This window comes from Coleofasciculus sp. FACHB-712 (assembly GCF_014695635.1).
Taxonomy (GTDB): domain Bacteria; phylum Cyanobacteriota; class Cyanobacteriia; order Cyanobacteriales; family FACHB-T130; genus FACHB-T130.
Window position 1 is genome coordinate 1 of sequence record NZ_JACJOQ010000518.1, and the last position, 14,665, is coordinate 14,665.

At 48.1% G+C, this 14,665-nt stretch carries 13 protein-coding genes and 1 other RNA gene; 7 read left to right on the top strand and 7 right to left on the bottom strand.

Annotation, left to right across the window (positions count from 1 at the left end; genetic code table 11):
• The 4 genes from H6F50_RS17345 to ilvD form a co-directional block, all read right to left on the bottom strand.
• Positions 1 to 589: IS1634 family transposase (locus H6F50_RS17345; protein WP_190429663.1), on the bottom strand; the 589-nt coding region annotated here is incomplete at its 3' end.
• A 332-nt stretch (positions 590 to 921) separates the two neighbouring features.
• Entirely contained in the window at positions 922 to 1,410 is a 489-nt protein-coding gene (locus tag H6F50_RS17350) for a hypothetical protein (protein WP_190429664.1), read from the bottom strand.
• A 106-nt stretch (positions 1,411 to 1,516) separates the two neighbouring features.
• Positions 1,517 to 2,848, bottom strand: coding sequence for a cytochrome P450 (locus H6F50_RS17355; protein ID WP_190429665.1), 1,332 nt, complete (start codon positions 2,846 to 2,848; stop codon positions 1,517 to 1,519).
• Between the two features lie 109 nt (positions 2,849 to 2,957).
• Positions 2,958 to 4,643 (bottom strand): dihydroxy-acid dehydratase, encoded by a 1,686-nt coding sequence (gene ilvD, locus H6F50_RS17360; RefSeq protein WP_190429666.1) that lies wholly within the window; start codon positions 4,641 to 4,643, stop codon positions 2,958 to 2,960.
• Positions 4,644 to 5,305: 662 nt separating this feature from the next.
• Here ilvD and H6F50_RS17365 point away from each other — a divergent pair.
• From H6F50_RS17365 to H6F50_RS17375, 3 genes are all read left to right on the top strand, one after another.
• Complete coding sequence (locus H6F50_RS17365) at positions 5,306 to 5,497, top strand: hypothetical protein (protein ID WP_190412807.1); 192 nt, start codon at positions 5,306 to 5,308, stop codon at positions 5,495 to 5,497.
• Positions 5,484 to 6,320, top strand: coding sequence for a pentapeptide repeat-containing protein (locus tag H6F50_RS17370; protein ID WP_190412806.1), 837 nt, complete (start codon positions 5,484 to 5,486; stop codon positions 6,318 to 6,320). Before H6F50_RS17365 ends, H6F50_RS17370 begins: the two co-directional genes overlap by 14 nt.
• Positions 6,321 to 6,488: 168 nt before the next feature.
• Positions 6,489 to 7,085, top strand: coding sequence for a pentapeptide repeat-containing protein (locus tag H6F50_RS17375; RefSeq protein ID WP_190412805.1), 597 nt, complete (start codon positions 6,489 to 6,491; stop codon positions 7,083 to 7,085).
• Between the two features lie 293 nt (positions 7,086 to 7,378).
• Here the strand turns inward: H6F50_RS17375 and H6F50_RS17380 are convergent, their stop codons facing one another.
• The 3 genes from H6F50_RS17380 to H6F50_RS17390 form a co-directional block, all read right to left on the bottom strand.
• Complete coding sequence (locus tag H6F50_RS17380) at positions 7,379 to 7,765, bottom strand: CAAD domain-containing protein (protein WP_347275920.1); 387 nt, start codon at positions 7,763 to 7,765, stop codon at positions 7,379 to 7,381.
• Between the two features lie 421 nt (positions 7,766 to 8,186).
• Positions 8,187 to 9,245 (bottom strand): tetratricopeptide repeat protein, encoded by a 1,059-nt coding sequence (locus H6F50_RS17385; protein ID WP_190412803.1) that lies wholly within the window; start codon positions 9,243 to 9,245, stop codon positions 8,187 to 8,189.
• Positions 9,246 to 9,509: 264 nt separating this feature from the next.
• Positions 9,510 to 10,388, bottom strand: a complete 879-nt coding sequence (locus H6F50_RS17390; RefSeq protein WP_190412802.1) for a 6-carboxytetrahydropterin synthase — start codon at positions 10,386 to 10,388, stop codon at positions 9,510 to 9,512.
• 175 nt (positions 10,389 to 10,563) lie between these two features.
• On the opposite strand from H6F50_RS17390, the gene rnpB reads away from it, so the two are divergent.
• The 4 genes from rnpB (at position 10,564) to H6F50_RS17410 (ending at position 14,540) form a co-directional block, all read left to right on the top strand.
• An RNA gene (gene rnpB, locus H6F50_RS17395) (RNase P RNA component class A) lies at positions 10,564 to 10,979 on the top strand.
• A gap of 414 nt (positions 10,980 to 11,393) precedes the next feature.
• On the top strand, positions 11,394 to 12,803 hold the full coding sequence (locus H6F50_RS17400) for a DICT sensory domain-containing protein (protein ID WP_190429667.1): 1,410 nt from the start codon (positions 11,394 to 11,396) through the stop codon (positions 12,801 to 12,803).
• The gene (gene rnc / locus H6F50_RS17405) at positions 12,739 to 13,368 is read left to right on the top strand and encodes a ribonuclease III (protein ID WP_190429694.1); all 630 of its coding nucleotides are present in this window, start codon (positions 12,739 to 12,741) and stop codon (positions 13,366 to 13,368) included. The genes H6F50_RS17400 and rnc overlap by 65 nt, the downstream gene beginning before the upstream one ends.
• Before the next feature lie 89 nt (positions 13,369 to 13,457).
• Positions 13,458 to 14,540: a Gfo/Idh/MocA family oxidoreductase gene (locus tag H6F50_RS17410; RefSeq protein ID WP_190429668.1), complete on the top strand. Its 1,083-nt coding sequence runs from the start codon at positions 13,458 to 13,460 to the stop codon at positions 14,538 to 14,540.
• The last annotated feature ends 125 nt before the right edge of the window (positions 14,541 to 14,665 follow it).

Genomic DNA, 14,665 nt, shown 5'->3' on the forward strand with positions numbered 1-14,665 from the left:
GTTTGAGGTCAGGTCTGTGGTCTCTTGAGTAACCGTGGGTAATAGTGATCGGTTTTGGTTCGTCCCCTTCCGGCTCTTGAGGACTAGCTGACTCGCTTGAGGTTTCCGAATTACTAGTGGCGGCAGACTCCTGGCTCGAAGAGTTCTCGCTACACTCGGATACATACTCTCCATCTACATGAAATGAGCTGGAGTCTAGATGGATGCTTGTCACCGATACCCCAAACTGTTCTACCGCTTTCATTGCCAGAGTCGTGAACACTTGAGTCGCTCCCACTTGGTAGAATTTGTCCAAAGCTCGTCCCAATCGGTCATCATTTAAGTGTTCTGGCTTGACTCCCTCTCCAATCAAATGCTCCGTGGCTTTCCCTTCAAAGAACTGAGCGAACAGATACAACGGAGCAGCCACGAAGCCTAAACCATTAAGAATCATTGCTTTGAGGACTTGTCCTGTACTCACTTGTTCAAGTGAGTGTGTGCCGACTAATTGATTAATTTCATCGACCCAACTCATCTGGTCGATGATGCCTGCCACGATGCCTAAATGATCGATATCTTTGACTTGGATGTTGGTGGGCTGTTGAGTCATTGCTTAAAAATACCTCTGACTCTACCAGCAACCTGCGGAATCTGGGCTGTAAAGCTTCTTAAAGCGAAGAATTTGTAAATCCTGGTTAAAGTTGAGAGTGGATAATCCGCCTATTCCCATCATCAGCGCTCCCAAAAGCAAGTAATTGATATTGTATATTGACCACCCAATATTTAGCGATTTATAAACTTTCGTGAAATTCTTGTTTATATTTTAGGCTATCAGAAGGAATAGCTTTTGTAGTTTCAATAGCTAAGATAGGAGAGAAATAGCTGTCTATGTTAATTAGATTAGCCATCTCAGAATAATTTGTATATATTTTAAAATTAAATTCAAACTTCTATATCGATTTTTTCTTTCTTTGAAGCGAGGATTACTGCTACTTCTTGTAAAAGCTCGTTTTGTTCCTTCTGAATGGCTTCTAGCCTAGAGGAAATCTCTACCAGCCGTTGATGTTTATCCTTCTCAATAGAGTGAGAGTTTGAATTTTGTAAAGCTGGGATTTCAGCGTTCTTAGCACCCGTTAACTGTTTGAAAGCTAAGCCTCCAAACTTGGAGATTGATTGAAAACTAACTCCAAATAAGAGCTGAATTAGCTTAAAAGGAGCTTTCAAGATTGATAAGCTAGTTGTTTCAATTAAGCGACCAACGGCTTTGATTAAGCTCCCAGCGATCGCTATCGCAAACAACAAAACAACTAAGCTGACAATTGGGTGATTCGTCGCCCAGATGAATACCTGAAGTAGCCGCAAGACGGAGGGGTGAGCTTGCAGCCATTCATTGATAGAAGAAGCGATCGCTGTTTGAATTGGATTAGACATAACACCACCAGAGCTAAACGCTTTTTGCTGCGTTTGTTCTTATAGAGCCTTTGGTTCCTCAATTGTGATGTTATCGCTTTCCCGAACCAGAGCGATCGCGTCACTCCTATTTTTCACATAGCACTTGCAACGGTTGAAACCGAACCCGCAGCCTATCTCTTGGGTGGCTGGTAGGAATCTCTACTGAATCAAGGCGTTGATTCGGTAATAGTTCCCATTGATAACTGCGTAGTAAGTGGGCGGCTACAATTTTCATCTCCATTTTCGCAAATGCTATCCCAATACAAATTCTCGGCCCACCGCCGAAACCAATTAAACTAAAGGGACGCTGCTTGTGTTCTTGCCGTTGGGGGCTGAAGCGGTCTGGATCGAAACGCTCTGGTTCAGAATAAACCGTTGATAGTCGATGAGTCCCGATAATCGAATACACCGCTTGCCACCCAGATGGAACTTGAAAGCCATTAAACTCAAATGGTTTGACGACGCCGCGAAATCCGCCCCCGACGGGCTGATGCAGTCGTTCAGTCTCGCAGAGAATTTGATCTAGATAAGGCATTTGCCCCAATTGTTCTAAATTCACCCCTCCCCTAGCCGCAAGCTGCTGCTGTTCTTCCCTGGCGCGTTGCAGCACCTCTGGGTGATGGGCTAACTCCAGGCACAACCAAGTCAGCATCGAAGTGGTCGTTTCATGCCCAGCGAAGAGTAACAGCATTGCTTGGGCGCGGATTTCCTTTTCGCTCATGCCGTTACCGTCTTCATCCTTAGCTTGTAATAAAAGACTGAGAACGTCTTTAGTCGGATGTTGCTGGCGATCGCGCACCACCTTGCCCAAATGCTCTAAGATTTCGTTACGAGCCGCGATCGCTTTCCCAAACTGCGTAAACGGTAAAGGCAGCGGATTGATGGCAAACAGCCCATTCGTTAGTCTTGTAAACAACTGGCTCAACCGTACCGCTTCTGGCCCCGGATTCGTACCCAGCAATAATTGACTAGCAATATCAAACGTTAGCAGTTTGAACTCATCAAACCAGGTAAATTCCTGTTTCTGCTGCCATTTTTCGAGATAGCTTTGCGTAATCGACTCCATTGTGGCAACGTAGTTTCCTAACGCTGCGCCATGCAAAGCTGGCATCATCAGGCGGCGATTTCTCCGATGCTCCTCGCCATCTTGCACAAATAGTGATTCGCCCAGCAGCATTTTAAAATTGTTGGGCCACCCTTCGCGCCACGAGAAACAATCCATGTGGCTGGAGAGAACAAATTCAGCTGCCTCTGGCCCCACTATAAAAACCGTAGGTTTGCCAATAACATGACTCTTAAAGATAGAGCCATATTGCTGATAGCGCTTTTCGATAAATTTGGGGTCGAACACAAACGCAAGTGTTTCGCCAAGCACCGGCAATCCCATCCTACCAGGAGGAAGTTTATCGCTGTTCATTATTGTTAATCTGCATTAAAAGCTATAAAAAAATGAAGTATAAAGAGAAACTTCAGGGTTCTTCTTTTATACTTCATTTTTTGGTTTATCTAACAATTAAAGACTGTTTTCAACCCAAATCTAAATCCGTCACGGCACCGACACTGCTAGAAGAAACTAACTTGGCATATTTTGCCAGTACGCCAGTTGTATAACGCGGTTTAGGCGGTTGCCAAGCAGCGCGACGACGCTCTAGCTCTTCATCGGGTAGATGAAGGTGTAACAGGCGATCGCGTGCATCAATTGTAATCGTATCGCCTTCTTCCACGAGCGCGATCGCGCCTCCTACAGCCGCCTCTGGGGCTACGTGACCGACAACCATGCCGTAAGTCCCACCAGAGAAGCGTCCATCGGTAATCAAGCCAACAGCATCCCCTAATCCCGCACCAATCAGGGCAGAAGTGGGAGCCAGCATTTCTCGCATTCCAGGGCCACCCTTGGGACCTTCGTAGCGAATCACTAGGACATCTCCACGGTTGATCTTGCCAGCCAGAATGGCTGCTAAAGAAGCTTCTTCAGATTCGAACACCCGCGCTGGGCCGGTTATTGAAGGGGTTTTGACGCCGGTAATTTTGGCGACAGCCCCTTCCGTTGCCAGATTGCCTCTCAGGATAGCTAGGTGCCCTTGAGCATACATCGGGTTATCCCAGGGACGGATAACATCTTGGTCAGCACGGGGCTGTTCTGGGACATCTGCCAAGACTTCAGCAATGGTTTGTCCGGTGATGGTCAGGGCGTCCCCATGTAGCAAATCGTGTACCAGGAGCATCTTCATCACCTGGGGAATTCCACCGGCTTTGTGGAGGTCAGTGGCGACATACTGACCGCTAGGCTTGAGGTCGCACAAAACTGGAACGCGGGCGCGAATGGTTTCAAAATCATCCAGGGATAATTCGACCCCAATCGTATGAGCGATCGCGAGTAAGTGCAGCACGGCATTCGTAGAACCGCCCACTGCCATAATTACAGAAATGGCATTCTCAAACGCTTTTCGGGTAACAATCTGTCGCGGTAAAAGTTGTTTTTTAATTGCCTCTACTAGGACAAAAGCAGATTTCTCAGCACTTTCTGCTTTTTCAGCATCTTCTGCTGCCATTGTGGAAGAATAAGGCAAGCTCATCCCCATCGCTTCAAAAGCGGAAGACATTGTATTGGCAGTGTACATTCCGCCGCAAGAACCGGCACCCGGACAAGCCTTGCGTTCTACTTGCAGCAACTCATCCGTGTCTATTTTTCCGGCACTGTGTTGCCCCACCGCTTCAAAAGCACTCACAACCGTCAAATCGCGCCCGTTGTGATGTCCCGGTTTAATCGTACCGCCATACACGAAAATAGCCGGAATATTCATCCGAGCGATCGCAATCATGGCTCCGGGCATATTCTTATCGCAGCCCCCAATTGCCAGGACTCCATCCATACTCTGCCCATTGCAGGCAGTCTCAATCGAATCGGCGATGACTTCCCGCGACACCAGGGAATACTTCATCCCTTCGGTGCCCATCGAAATGCCGTCGCTGATGGTAATCGTGCCGAACATCTGAGGCATCGCCCCAGCCACCTTGGCTCCAGCTTCAGCCCGTTTCGCTAAATCATTTAACCCCATATTGCAGGGGGTAATGGTGCTGTACCCATTGGCAATTCCCACAATGGGTTTCGTAAAATCCTCATCTCCAAAACCAACAGCACGTAACATAGCCCGGTTGGGCGATCGCTGTACGCCTTGGGTGACGACTTGGCTTCTCAAATTCTCCGGCATTCTCTGTCCTTAAGATTGCTTTTCGGTGGATCGGCTATTCTCTTTGCAGGTTTGGTGTTTGAGAGAAGGTCTCCCCATATAACTAGATTACAGGAATCTTCTTGTCAAAGAGCTACCCGCTGACAGCTACCAGGTGGCAGCTATTTTGTAACAATTAGAGTTAATTGAGCGGAGTTGAGCGCTCAAGTTAGGAATAAGATTCAGTAGCTAGAGATTAACCTCTAGTTCTCATGATTATTTAGGAGTTTCCAGCCTTGTAAATCTTTGATAGAAAATGCGCGAACTAACAAGTCAGCGCTAGGCTAACGCCTCGCTTCGCTGTTTTCATGCCCAAAGGGCTGTACGCTATTGCCACCCCTCCGCCAAAATTCTAGGCGCGGTGAAGCATAGTGACTTTATCCCACACTTAACCTTACGGTTATAGTGTAAGCTTTCTCAACCTCACGGCTACTGGTTCTAGTATCCAACAGGCAAACTCGCTCAAGCATCTACACTGACTGAATGTCCAACGATTAAACTGACCCAGGCTCCAAACGCGAGTTCTACCGTTTTTGAATCCCGCTCGAAGTGAAGGATCTAAACAAATGTTCGCTCTACCTGTGTACCCAGGAGGTTTTACGCACTCAAGGGTTAGGGAGTGTCGCCTCCTGCTTCAATGTGTCATGGTTCTGTGTCGATCCCAATCGTCGATTAGAACCTTTATTTTTGGCTTTGAGCGTCTGTCATCCCACCCTTGGGCAGTTGGCATAGACTGCGATCGCTATTTTCCTGCCACTCTAGGAGAGGGGTTGAACCCCATCCCTAACGACTGTAGCGGCAGTACCCTGAAGGGAGGTCTAGATGGATGCCGATGAACTGAAACGTCTCTACGCAGCAGGCGAACGAGATTTTCGAGAGGTAAGTCTGCGAAGAGCAGACCTGATGGGAATTGACCTGAGCGAAGCGAACCTGCGGGGAGCAGACCTGCGCGAAGCAAATCTAATTGGGGCATACCTAATCGGAGTCAACCTACGGGAGGCAAATCTCAATGGAGCGGTTCTCCGCGCCAATCTCAGCGAGGCAAATCTTATCGGCGCTAGCCTGATTGACGCCAACCTGAGCGAAGCGATTTTAACTGAAGCGAGTTTACGAGCTGCCAATCTCAGCGGAGCTAACCTCGCCGGAGCTAACCTGAGTCACGCTCTTTTGAGCGAGACTATTCTCCGCGATGCCAATCTGACTGGAGCCAAACTAATTGATGCACCCTTAAGTCGAAGCAACTTGACGAATGCTACGTTGATTGGAGCTGTGCTGGAAGGTGCAAACTTAACGAATGCCATTCTAATTGGAGCCAACCTGGAGAAAGCCAACTTAGCGAACGCTGTTTTAAATGGAGCCAGTGCAATTGGAGCAAATCTCACGCAAGCAGACTTGAGCCGCGCCAAGATGAGCGGAACCAATCTGACAAATGTCATCTTAATTAAAGCCAATCTGAGGGGAGCAAATGTAAGTTGGGCGACTCTGCGAGGAGCGAATCTCACCGGAGCTAACTTGTACAGGTCAAAACTATGCTGGTCAAACCTGACTGGGGCAATTCTCACTGAAGCGGTTCTCATTGACGCTAACCTAAATCGGGTCAATTTCCGTGACGCCGATATGACTGGTGCCATCATGCCTAATGCAGCTACGCACGAGTAGCGAAGTGACAAGTCAGCCCTAAACTAACGCCTTGCTTCGCTGTTTTCATGCCCAAAGGGCTGTACGCGATCGCCAGCCAGATTTTAGATTGGCAATTCATGGAAAATCAATCTAAAATCCAAAATTCCTAAGTCCACGCTAACTGGAAGCAATTTAGAGGCAATAGAAATGGATGGGGATGAGGTTTTAACACGATATGCTGCTGGAGAACGGGATTTCCAGAAGTTAGATTTGAAGGCGGCAAATCTGGAAGGAGCGAACCTACGCCAGGTCGATTTCAGCGAGACGATTCTGGAGGGAGTTAACCTAGCCGGAGCCAACCTGCGGGGGGTGAACCTAACAGGTGCCGATCTGAGTGGAGCAAACTTGAGTCGTGCTGATCTCACGGGTGCCGATCTCACGGGTGCTGACTTGATCGGAACCAATTTTGATAAAGCCAGACTGATTGGAACAAGGCTCGTTAAAACCGAACCGATTGGTGCTGAGTTAACTGGAGCGAACTTAACAGGCGCAAATCTAACTGGCGCAGATATGAGAAGGGCAAACTTGAGCTACGCCAACCTCAGCGATGCAATCTTGTGTGAAGCCAATCTGACTAGCGCCCTCCTCATTGGAGTAAATCTGAATAGAACTGACTTAATTAAGGCGAATTTGAGTCAAGCCGACTTAAGTGAAACTGATTTGAACGGAGCCGATTTAAGTGGAGCGGAATTGAGCGGGACAATTATGCCAGTGGAACACTTTACACCCAGCGAGAGCAAATGAGCCGCGAGCGGTGGTAAATTCAACGATCAAATCCCACGATCGCGCCAAACTTAGTGGTAGAGATGCAATTCCTGCCAGTCTTCTACAATCTAGAAGCTAAAATCCAAAATGATATTTTGGATTCGACTCGCTTAAAAATATCACGTGATGGGCACACGCGCTTTCTACCAGTATTAAGAAATTTACAACTAAAATTATTAGGGGCAGTCACTAGTGTGCTACCCCTAAGTCAGAAAATCAGAGACGCAGGGCAACAATGCTGTGCGGAAATGAGCTATGCGGAAATGAGAAATTTACGAGTTATTGGAATCCCCGCCGACAACTTGCGACTTGAGAGCTTTAAACTCCTCGGACAACTCCTGACGATTAGAAGCTCGGAGTAAGTAGCGGTATACAAACCAGGCTGAGTAGCCAATTCCTACCAGTTCAAAGGTCGGCGCTAGCAGAGGAATATCATTAAGCGCATCCAGAACCGCCAGTGTCACCTTCACGGTAATGATGCCAGCTAATATTAGACCTAGAGTGGTCAAGGGGCGCTGGTACTCTGAGAAGAACTCACCTAAGTATTCGGGTAGTTCTGCGAAAAATGCGGAAATTTGTTCTCCAATTTGCTGCCACTTTTCAGTTGATTGGGTGGCTGGGGGTAGAGCTGCCAATTCGCCTGGGGCGTCAACTCTCATTTCTACCTGGGTTTTTTCGGTCTCTGGAGCGGAATAATCAGTTTGCATGGTGTCCATATCCTCCATATCGTTGTTTTAGGTACGATTGTGTATCGTTTAGGCAAGATAGCTGGGTACAATTGCGGGGTGAATTCCTCTTGCTCATATTATCAGACACCCCAAGACCACTTCGCTGAGTCCAGAATTTTCCGGTTAAAACTTAGTGATAATCGGGCGGGCGGTCTCCATGCATCTCCCAAAAGCGGGACGTAGCTAGAGAAAATAAAAAATTAAAAATCAAGAAACTTTTTAGCTCAATCTACGCTGTACGGATATAGATTATAAACTAAAGCTGAAAAACATACCTAGTAAGCTTTTCGGGCGCAACTAAGCTCTCGGCAATACATAGATTGCCTTATAAATTTTTATTTTTAATTAAATGCTATTGGTCGTATTCCATCACTTTGGCGTAATCGCCCAAAGCATAGCAAGCAACTCGGAGGCTTCCCAGAGCCTGCCCTTCGACTCGGCTGTCTTGGAGGATTCGCGCTATCCTTAAGCGTTGTTCATAGTAGTCAATTGCTTTAGCGTAGTTGCTCAATGCCTCGTAAGCCACTCCTAAATGCGAAAGTGCCTGCTCTTGGGAGCGGAGGTCATCCGTTGCCGAAGCGATCGCTAGGCGTTGCTCTCCATAGTCAATCGCCGCAGAGTAGTCCCCGATTGCGTAGCAGGCGTTCCCCAGATTTCTCAGAATCTGTACCTCAATACGGTGATCTCCAGTCTGCTGCACGAGTGCTAAACGCTGCTTATAGTAGGCGATCGCTTTGACATAGTCTCCCAAAGCGTAGCAAGCATTTCCCAAATTTCTCAGGATCTGGCCTTCTGCCTCTTGGTCTTGGAGTTCCCGCGCCACTATCAAACTTTGATGCTGGTATTCAATGGCGGCTGAGTAGTCTCCCAGTGCCTTGTAAGCTAGTCCGAGATTATTCAGCGCCGCCACTTCTGCACTCAAGTCTTTCAGTTCCCGCACGACTAGCAGACTTTGTTGCTGAAACTCAATGGCTTTGGCATGGTTGCCTAAGTGACGGTAGGCATTGCCGATATTTCCCAGCGCTTGACTTTCCAATCGCTGATCGTTGATACTTTGGGCGATCGCTAAACTTTGCCCAGAATACTCAACCGCTTTGGCAAAATTTCCCAAGGCATAGTACACTAGCCCCAAATTGCCGAGCGTTCTTCCTTGTCCTCGCTGGTCTTGAAGTTCGCCGTAGACCGTGAGTGCTTGATGAAAGGATAGTCGTGACGCCTCGAAATGACCGTTTTGGTGCTGCTGGGCACCTTGCTCCAGCAGTCGATCGGCTTCTCCCTTGGTGTAATTATCGGTTTTTGGCTGATGCTGGCTATGAGCGCTAATATCTGTAGGAGGAACAACAGTGATGCGTTCCTCCTCAGGTAGGTCGCCCTCTTGTTGGCTGTTGTGATGGTTAACGCGGCGATCCATATATTTTTCTCAACACCTTGATTCGCTTAGCACCGACTTGCGGTATAAGGCTAGGTCGTCTCTTTTTAGTGTTCCCGGATCGGCTGGTTAAGCTCTCATGCTTTGAACAAATTTTTCAAAAAACCTTACAATTTATCGCTGTAGGCGTTGGAATGCAACCCTTGCTTGCCACTGGACGAACGCTGCTTAGGATTCGGTAGACGCAAATCGATAGCGGGTTTGTTCCCGAAATTTTCTAAAAATTTGCGCCTCCCGGCTAAAACATCAAGTAGATACAGGCGTTAGAGAGCGATCGCTCTGTTGAATTCCCGCTAAGTTTTGAGCGGTTTCGCTACAGTATACTTCACACGAATTATTCGGACTTTCAACCAGTTTTACCTTATGCAACTTTGCCCCTAATTCCCGGATAGGCTCTTGCAGAAGATTCCGGATATGAATGGCAATATTCTCAGCGGTGGGAACAACTTGGGCAAAGTAGGCGATATCCTTGTTCAGGAAAGTATGGTCAAACGGCTCAACCACATAATCTTCTACTACCTTGTTTAAGGCTCCTAAATCCACAATCATCCCTGTGCGCGGATCAATTTCGCCTTGAACTGTTACTTCCATGTGGTAGTTGTGCCCGTGACCGTTGGGACGAGCGCATTTGCCATAAATCTCGCAGTTCTCTTCGTAACTGAGGTTCGGATGAGCCAGTCTGTGAGCGGCGCTAAAGTGGGTACCAATTGTCAGATAAGCTTCCATTCCGTTTCCTTGATAGTCAGCCCAGAGTTCGGGATGTTCAAATAGTTGAATATTTACCAACGGTAAGTGAGGTGCTAGACGCTGCCAAATGGTTCGCGCGATGTTTTCTGTAGTGGGTAGGGTTTGTTGAAATTCCGACCACACATCGTTGAGATAACAGAAGTCTAGCTGACTGGTGACTTCCTGTTTGATCACCCGTTTGACTTCAGACAAGTTTTGCACCATGCCATACTCATCCAGATCCCCGGCAAGGGAGACAAACAAAACGTAGTTGTGACCGTGTCCGGGCGACTGAGTGCAGCGACCAAACGCTTGTATATTCTCCGCTTGACTCAGTTCTGGCAGCCAATAACGGTGGCTCGCCGAAAACTGAGCGCGGCGGTTGATGATGCATCTCATAAGTCCAGTAACCAGCAGAATTATTAAGTTACGTAAATCATTCCCTTTATTCAGGATAATCGAAATTCAGGCGGGGGGCTTCAATTTTTCCTGAAAACTCCATCGGCAAAGTGAGAATTCAAAAGCGAGAATTCGCTCTCTAAAGCTCTTGAATATGCCACACTGAAGAACGGGAGAGAGTAGGCGCAGGTGGTTGCAGATTTGCCGTTTGTGCGAGTCTGAGGAAAGTCCGGGCTCCCGAAAGACCAAACTTGCTGGGTAACGCCCAGTGCGGGCGACCGTGAGGATAGTGCCACAGAAAGATACCGCCGGGATAATTAAACATTAAAAATGCAAAATGAAGAATTTTTAATGTTTAATTATCCCGGTAAGGGTGCAAAGGTGCGGTAAGAGCGCACCAGCAGCGTCGAGAGGCGCTGGCTCGGTAAACCCCGGTTGGGAGCAAGGTAGGGAATCACGGTTGGTCTTTTTCCGATTCCGTTTTAAAACCGCTTGAGGCGTCTGGTAACAGGCGTCCCAGATAGATAACCGCCCTTCCAGCGGCACTGCTGCTGTGGAGAACAGAACCCGGCTTATGACCGACTCTCTCCCTTAAATTGCTTTACTGTTGTGAACAAGAGCTAGAGAGGCGAGGGTGAGTCTAGATCGAGAAACTCTCCGGCTCAACAGGCATTTGAAAAATTGGGTAAATTGAGCGATCGCCTATCGAGTCTTCCCGGCAAAACAGGACGAGCAAAGCCCAGTGTTGATTGGCGATCGCGATCGCGCTAGTAGAGGCTGCAAGGACGAGCGGTCGGAAAAGTAATCCTTTTCTCAGGCTAAATCAATTTAATTAATAAATTCAGTGAAGCTTCATGTAAAAATGAGCTTGTTTTTCTCTTGATGCAGTCACAAAAGTCAAGACTTCAAGAAATTTTGCATAGCCACCCGTAGCATTTAGCGGTAATCTGTCTGCCAGAAGCGATATTTACACGATTTTGAACTCTTGTTAATCAGGGTGGCTTAGTGGACATATCATTGTTCCGCTCGATTGCGAACCAATACCAAGAATTGCGCGGTATTCACACGATCGCAACGATGAACGTTATCGGCGATCTCCTCGAAGATCAGTTGCTCAACCACAAACTTCCGGTTGATTTGTTTGCTGGCTTCCAGCGTTTCTCTCACTTCCTTGAACATCTCCGTCGATATAGTTACTTAGGTGAGGTATGTCGGCGGGTCTTTATATTTGGTGTTCCCGACGTTCATCCCCCCGAAATTCCGGGAATCGAATTTATTGGGCTTGAGCCTAACTCAGCCTTGTCCAGGGAGCGGTTTTGGCTGGTTGATACCCCCGATTTCTGGACGGCGGTATTGACTCAAGCCGTGGAAGGGCCAGAACGCAACAGCAGTAGTCAAAGCTTTGATGGGCTGTGGTCTTACGATGAAGAGGTAGTGGCGCGGGTTTCGTTGCTGATGTCCCAAGTTATGGGGACGTTTTACCAGCCGATCCGAACGCGAAACTACGTTCAGCAAAGTGCCCACATTGCCGAAATTAATGGACGCTTGCTGGGACGGCTTAAAGAAGCCGAACTCACGAGTCACCGCCGTTGGGTGCAGCTTTCTACCTTGCATAAATTTTCCACCGCTCTATCGCAGTATCAGCCTTTGCCTTGTATATTGCGAGATGCGGTGCAGATATTATTTACCAATTTTGGTGCCGCCGATGCCGTCATCGCCCTCAACTTGAACAATGACAATTTTATGGTAGTTTCCGCAGCAGGCAACATCAGTACCAACAAACCAATTGTCGGAATTAGCGATGGAGCTAGCGGTAAAGCAATCAGTGAGGGTAGATTGATTTATGTTGAAGATGTGCGCCAGAATGGTTTGATGGAACCCCTGATGCCCACGGCTCAAACGCTAATGGCAGCGCCGCTGCAAGGTCGTCGTCGCGTTTACGGTGTGGTGACGGTTGGTGGTAGAGAACCAAAGCAATGGAATGAGGAAGACGGTCAGACTGTGATGGCGATCGCTAAAATGCTGGCGGTACTCATCGAACAGAAGACCCAGCTCAGCGGGGATGTCGTGTTACAACTCAGACGTGCCAAACACTTAGAGCAGACAATCTCCAAGTTGCGTCAACCCATCGCCCGCCTGCGCGATTTGCAGCAAAAACTCCGGGAAGAAGTCCACCTCTTACCAATTCAACGAGAACTGATGGCTCAGGTTGAGGCGCTGTTCAGTGATGTTGCAAAAATGATTGGGGTTCCCCTAAGTCCAACGCATTCCCATGAATCTCAGCTATCCTCCTCGTCAAAAGCAGCTGCAAAGTCTGATCCAAAAGTTAGGGCTTCCACCGCAGGTACCAGTGCAGTGGTCGCTCCTCAACTTAGCGCTCACCCACCCCACAATTTCGACAACGGCGAACTATGAGCAATTGGAGTTCTTGGGGGATGCGGTAGTGCGGATGGCAGCGTCTGAATTTTTATGGGAAGTTTATCCTGATTGTTCTGTGGGTGAATTTTCGGCAATTCGCAAGGTACTGGTGAGCGATCGCACCTTAGCCGGTATTGCAGATAGTTACGGACTAGATCGCTACCTGTTAATTTCTGAAAGTGCAGCAGGTGACAAAGCAGGTCTTACCTCGCGGTTGGCAGACGCCTTTGAAGCGGTGTTGGGTGCCCTGTACCTGAGTACGCATACATTAGAGCTGGTGCGTCCGTGGCTAGATTCTCATTTTAAACAACTGGCATCCGAAATTCGGACAGACCCAGCCTATCAAAACTACAAGGACGCCCTCCAGGAATGGACGCAAGGTCATTACCAAATACTGCCAGAATATCGAGTCGAGGAAACCAGACGAATTCACGGCGATCCAGAGCGTTTTACTGCCGAGGTTTGGCTGCAAGGGCGTCGATTGGGTCAAGGCAAGGGACATTCTAAAAAAGCTGCCGAACAAGCTGCGGCGAGGGAAGCTTTTTTAGCCATTAGCAATTAGCCTAGTTCATGGCTAATTGAAGACTGGTTAATGGGGAATGACAAAGAACAATTAGCCAGTCTTTAATGAACAACGAACAATAAACAACGATGAAAACTGGAATTGCTGTGTTGGGGGCTGGACGCTGGGGTGTACATCTCGTGCGGAATTTCCTAGAGCATCCTCAATCCCGCTTGGTCGCGGTATTAGACCCGAAGCAGGAGCGCCTGGAAGCACTTCGAGAACGGTTTAAGTTAGATGACAGCGTGCTGCTAACAACCGAATGGTCCCAGGTGCAGCAGATGCCGGAAGTCGAGGCAGTTGCGATCGCAACCCCAGCCACGACGCACTACACCTTGATCGCTGATGCTCTCCGGCAAGGCTATCACGTCTTATCAGAAAAACCACTTACCCTCGATCCGTCTGAATCCATAGAACTGTGCCGATTAGCAGAACAACAGCACCGACAACTCTTCGTAGACCACACCTATTTGTTTCACCCAGCAGTTGAACGCGGTAAAACCGCAATCCAATCTGGAATTCTCGGAGATTTGCGCTATGGCTACGCCACCCGTACCCATCTAGGCCCTGTGCGCCAGGATGTTGATGCACTCTGGGACTTAGCCATCCACGATATTAATATTTTCAACAACTGGCTTCAGGCAACGCCAACTCAGGTGCAAGCCAATGGCACCGTTTTTTTGCACCAAGAAGCCGGAATGAAAGATGGAGTCAATTCTGACACTCCTCCCTCACCCCAGATTCTTCATCCTTTAAGAGACCTTGTTTGGGCGACACTCACCTACCCTAGCGGCTTTCAAGCCTTCATTCATCTGTGCTGGCTGAATCCTGATAAACAGCGTCGCCTGTGTGTGGTGGGGAGTGAGGGAACTTTGATTTTTGATGAGTTACAAGCAGAGGCACCGCTAAGCATTCAGCATGGACGCTTTGAAAATACCAGTGCTGGCCCTTATACGCCAGCCAATCAAAGCCGGGAAGTATTGAGCATAGAACCGGGCGAACCTTTAGGGCGAGTTTGCGATCGCTTTTTGAGCTGTATCCACCAGAACCAATCTTCAGAGATTTCTTCGGGATGGGTGGGTGCCCAGCTGGTACAGATTCTTCGATGTCTGAGCGAATCTTTACAACAGGGAGGACTGACGGTTACAGTTCCCCTGTCCGTGAAAAATTAAAGCTTCTTCAATTTTTCCTCTTTCAAGGCGATCGCGAAATCTTACGTTTCCCTGTATGTAAACAGAGAGATTGAGAAAGAGTCTGAGGGAAATTTTCACCATTGAGATGCCTTCTATAAACCCCT

Coding starts and splice junctions, on each gene's coding strand:
- H6F50_RS17350 (WP_190429664.1), bottom strand. CDS start 1,410: ATGTCTAATCCAATTCAAACAGCGATCGCTTCTTCTATCAATGAATGG.
- H6F50_RS17355 (WP_190429665.1), bottom strand. CDS start 2,848: ATGAACAGCGATAAACTTCCTCCTGGTAGGATGGGATTGCCGGTGCTT.
- ilvD (WP_190429666.1), bottom strand. CDS start 4,643: ATGCCGGAGAATTTGAGAAGCCAAGTCGTCACCCAAGGCGTACAGCGA.
- H6F50_RS17365 (WP_190412807.1), top strand. CDS start 5,306: ATGGTTCTGTGTCGATCCCAATCGTCGATTAGAACCTTTATTTTTGGC.
- H6F50_RS17370 (WP_190412806.1), top strand. CDS start 5,484: ATGGATGCCGATGAACTGAAACGTCTCTACGCAGCAGGCGAACGAGAT.
- H6F50_RS17375 (WP_190412805.1), top strand. CDS start 6,489: ATGGATGGGGATGAGGTTTTAACACGATATGCTGCTGGAGAACGGGAT.
- H6F50_RS17380 (WP_347275920.1), bottom strand. CDS start 7,765: ATGAGAGTTGACGCCCCAGGCGAATTGGCAGCTCTACCCCCAGCCACC.
- H6F50_RS17385 (WP_190412803.1), bottom strand. CDS start 9,245: ATGGATCGCCGCGTTAACCATCACAACAGCCAACAAGAGGGCGACCTA.
- H6F50_RS17390 (WP_190412802.1), bottom strand. CDS start 10,388: ATGAGATGCATCATCAACCGCCGCGCTCAGTTTTCGGCGAGCCACCGT.
- H6F50_RS17410 (WP_190429668.1), top strand. CDS start 13,458: ATGAAAACTGGAATTGCTGTGTTGGGGGCTGGACGCTGGGGTGTACAT.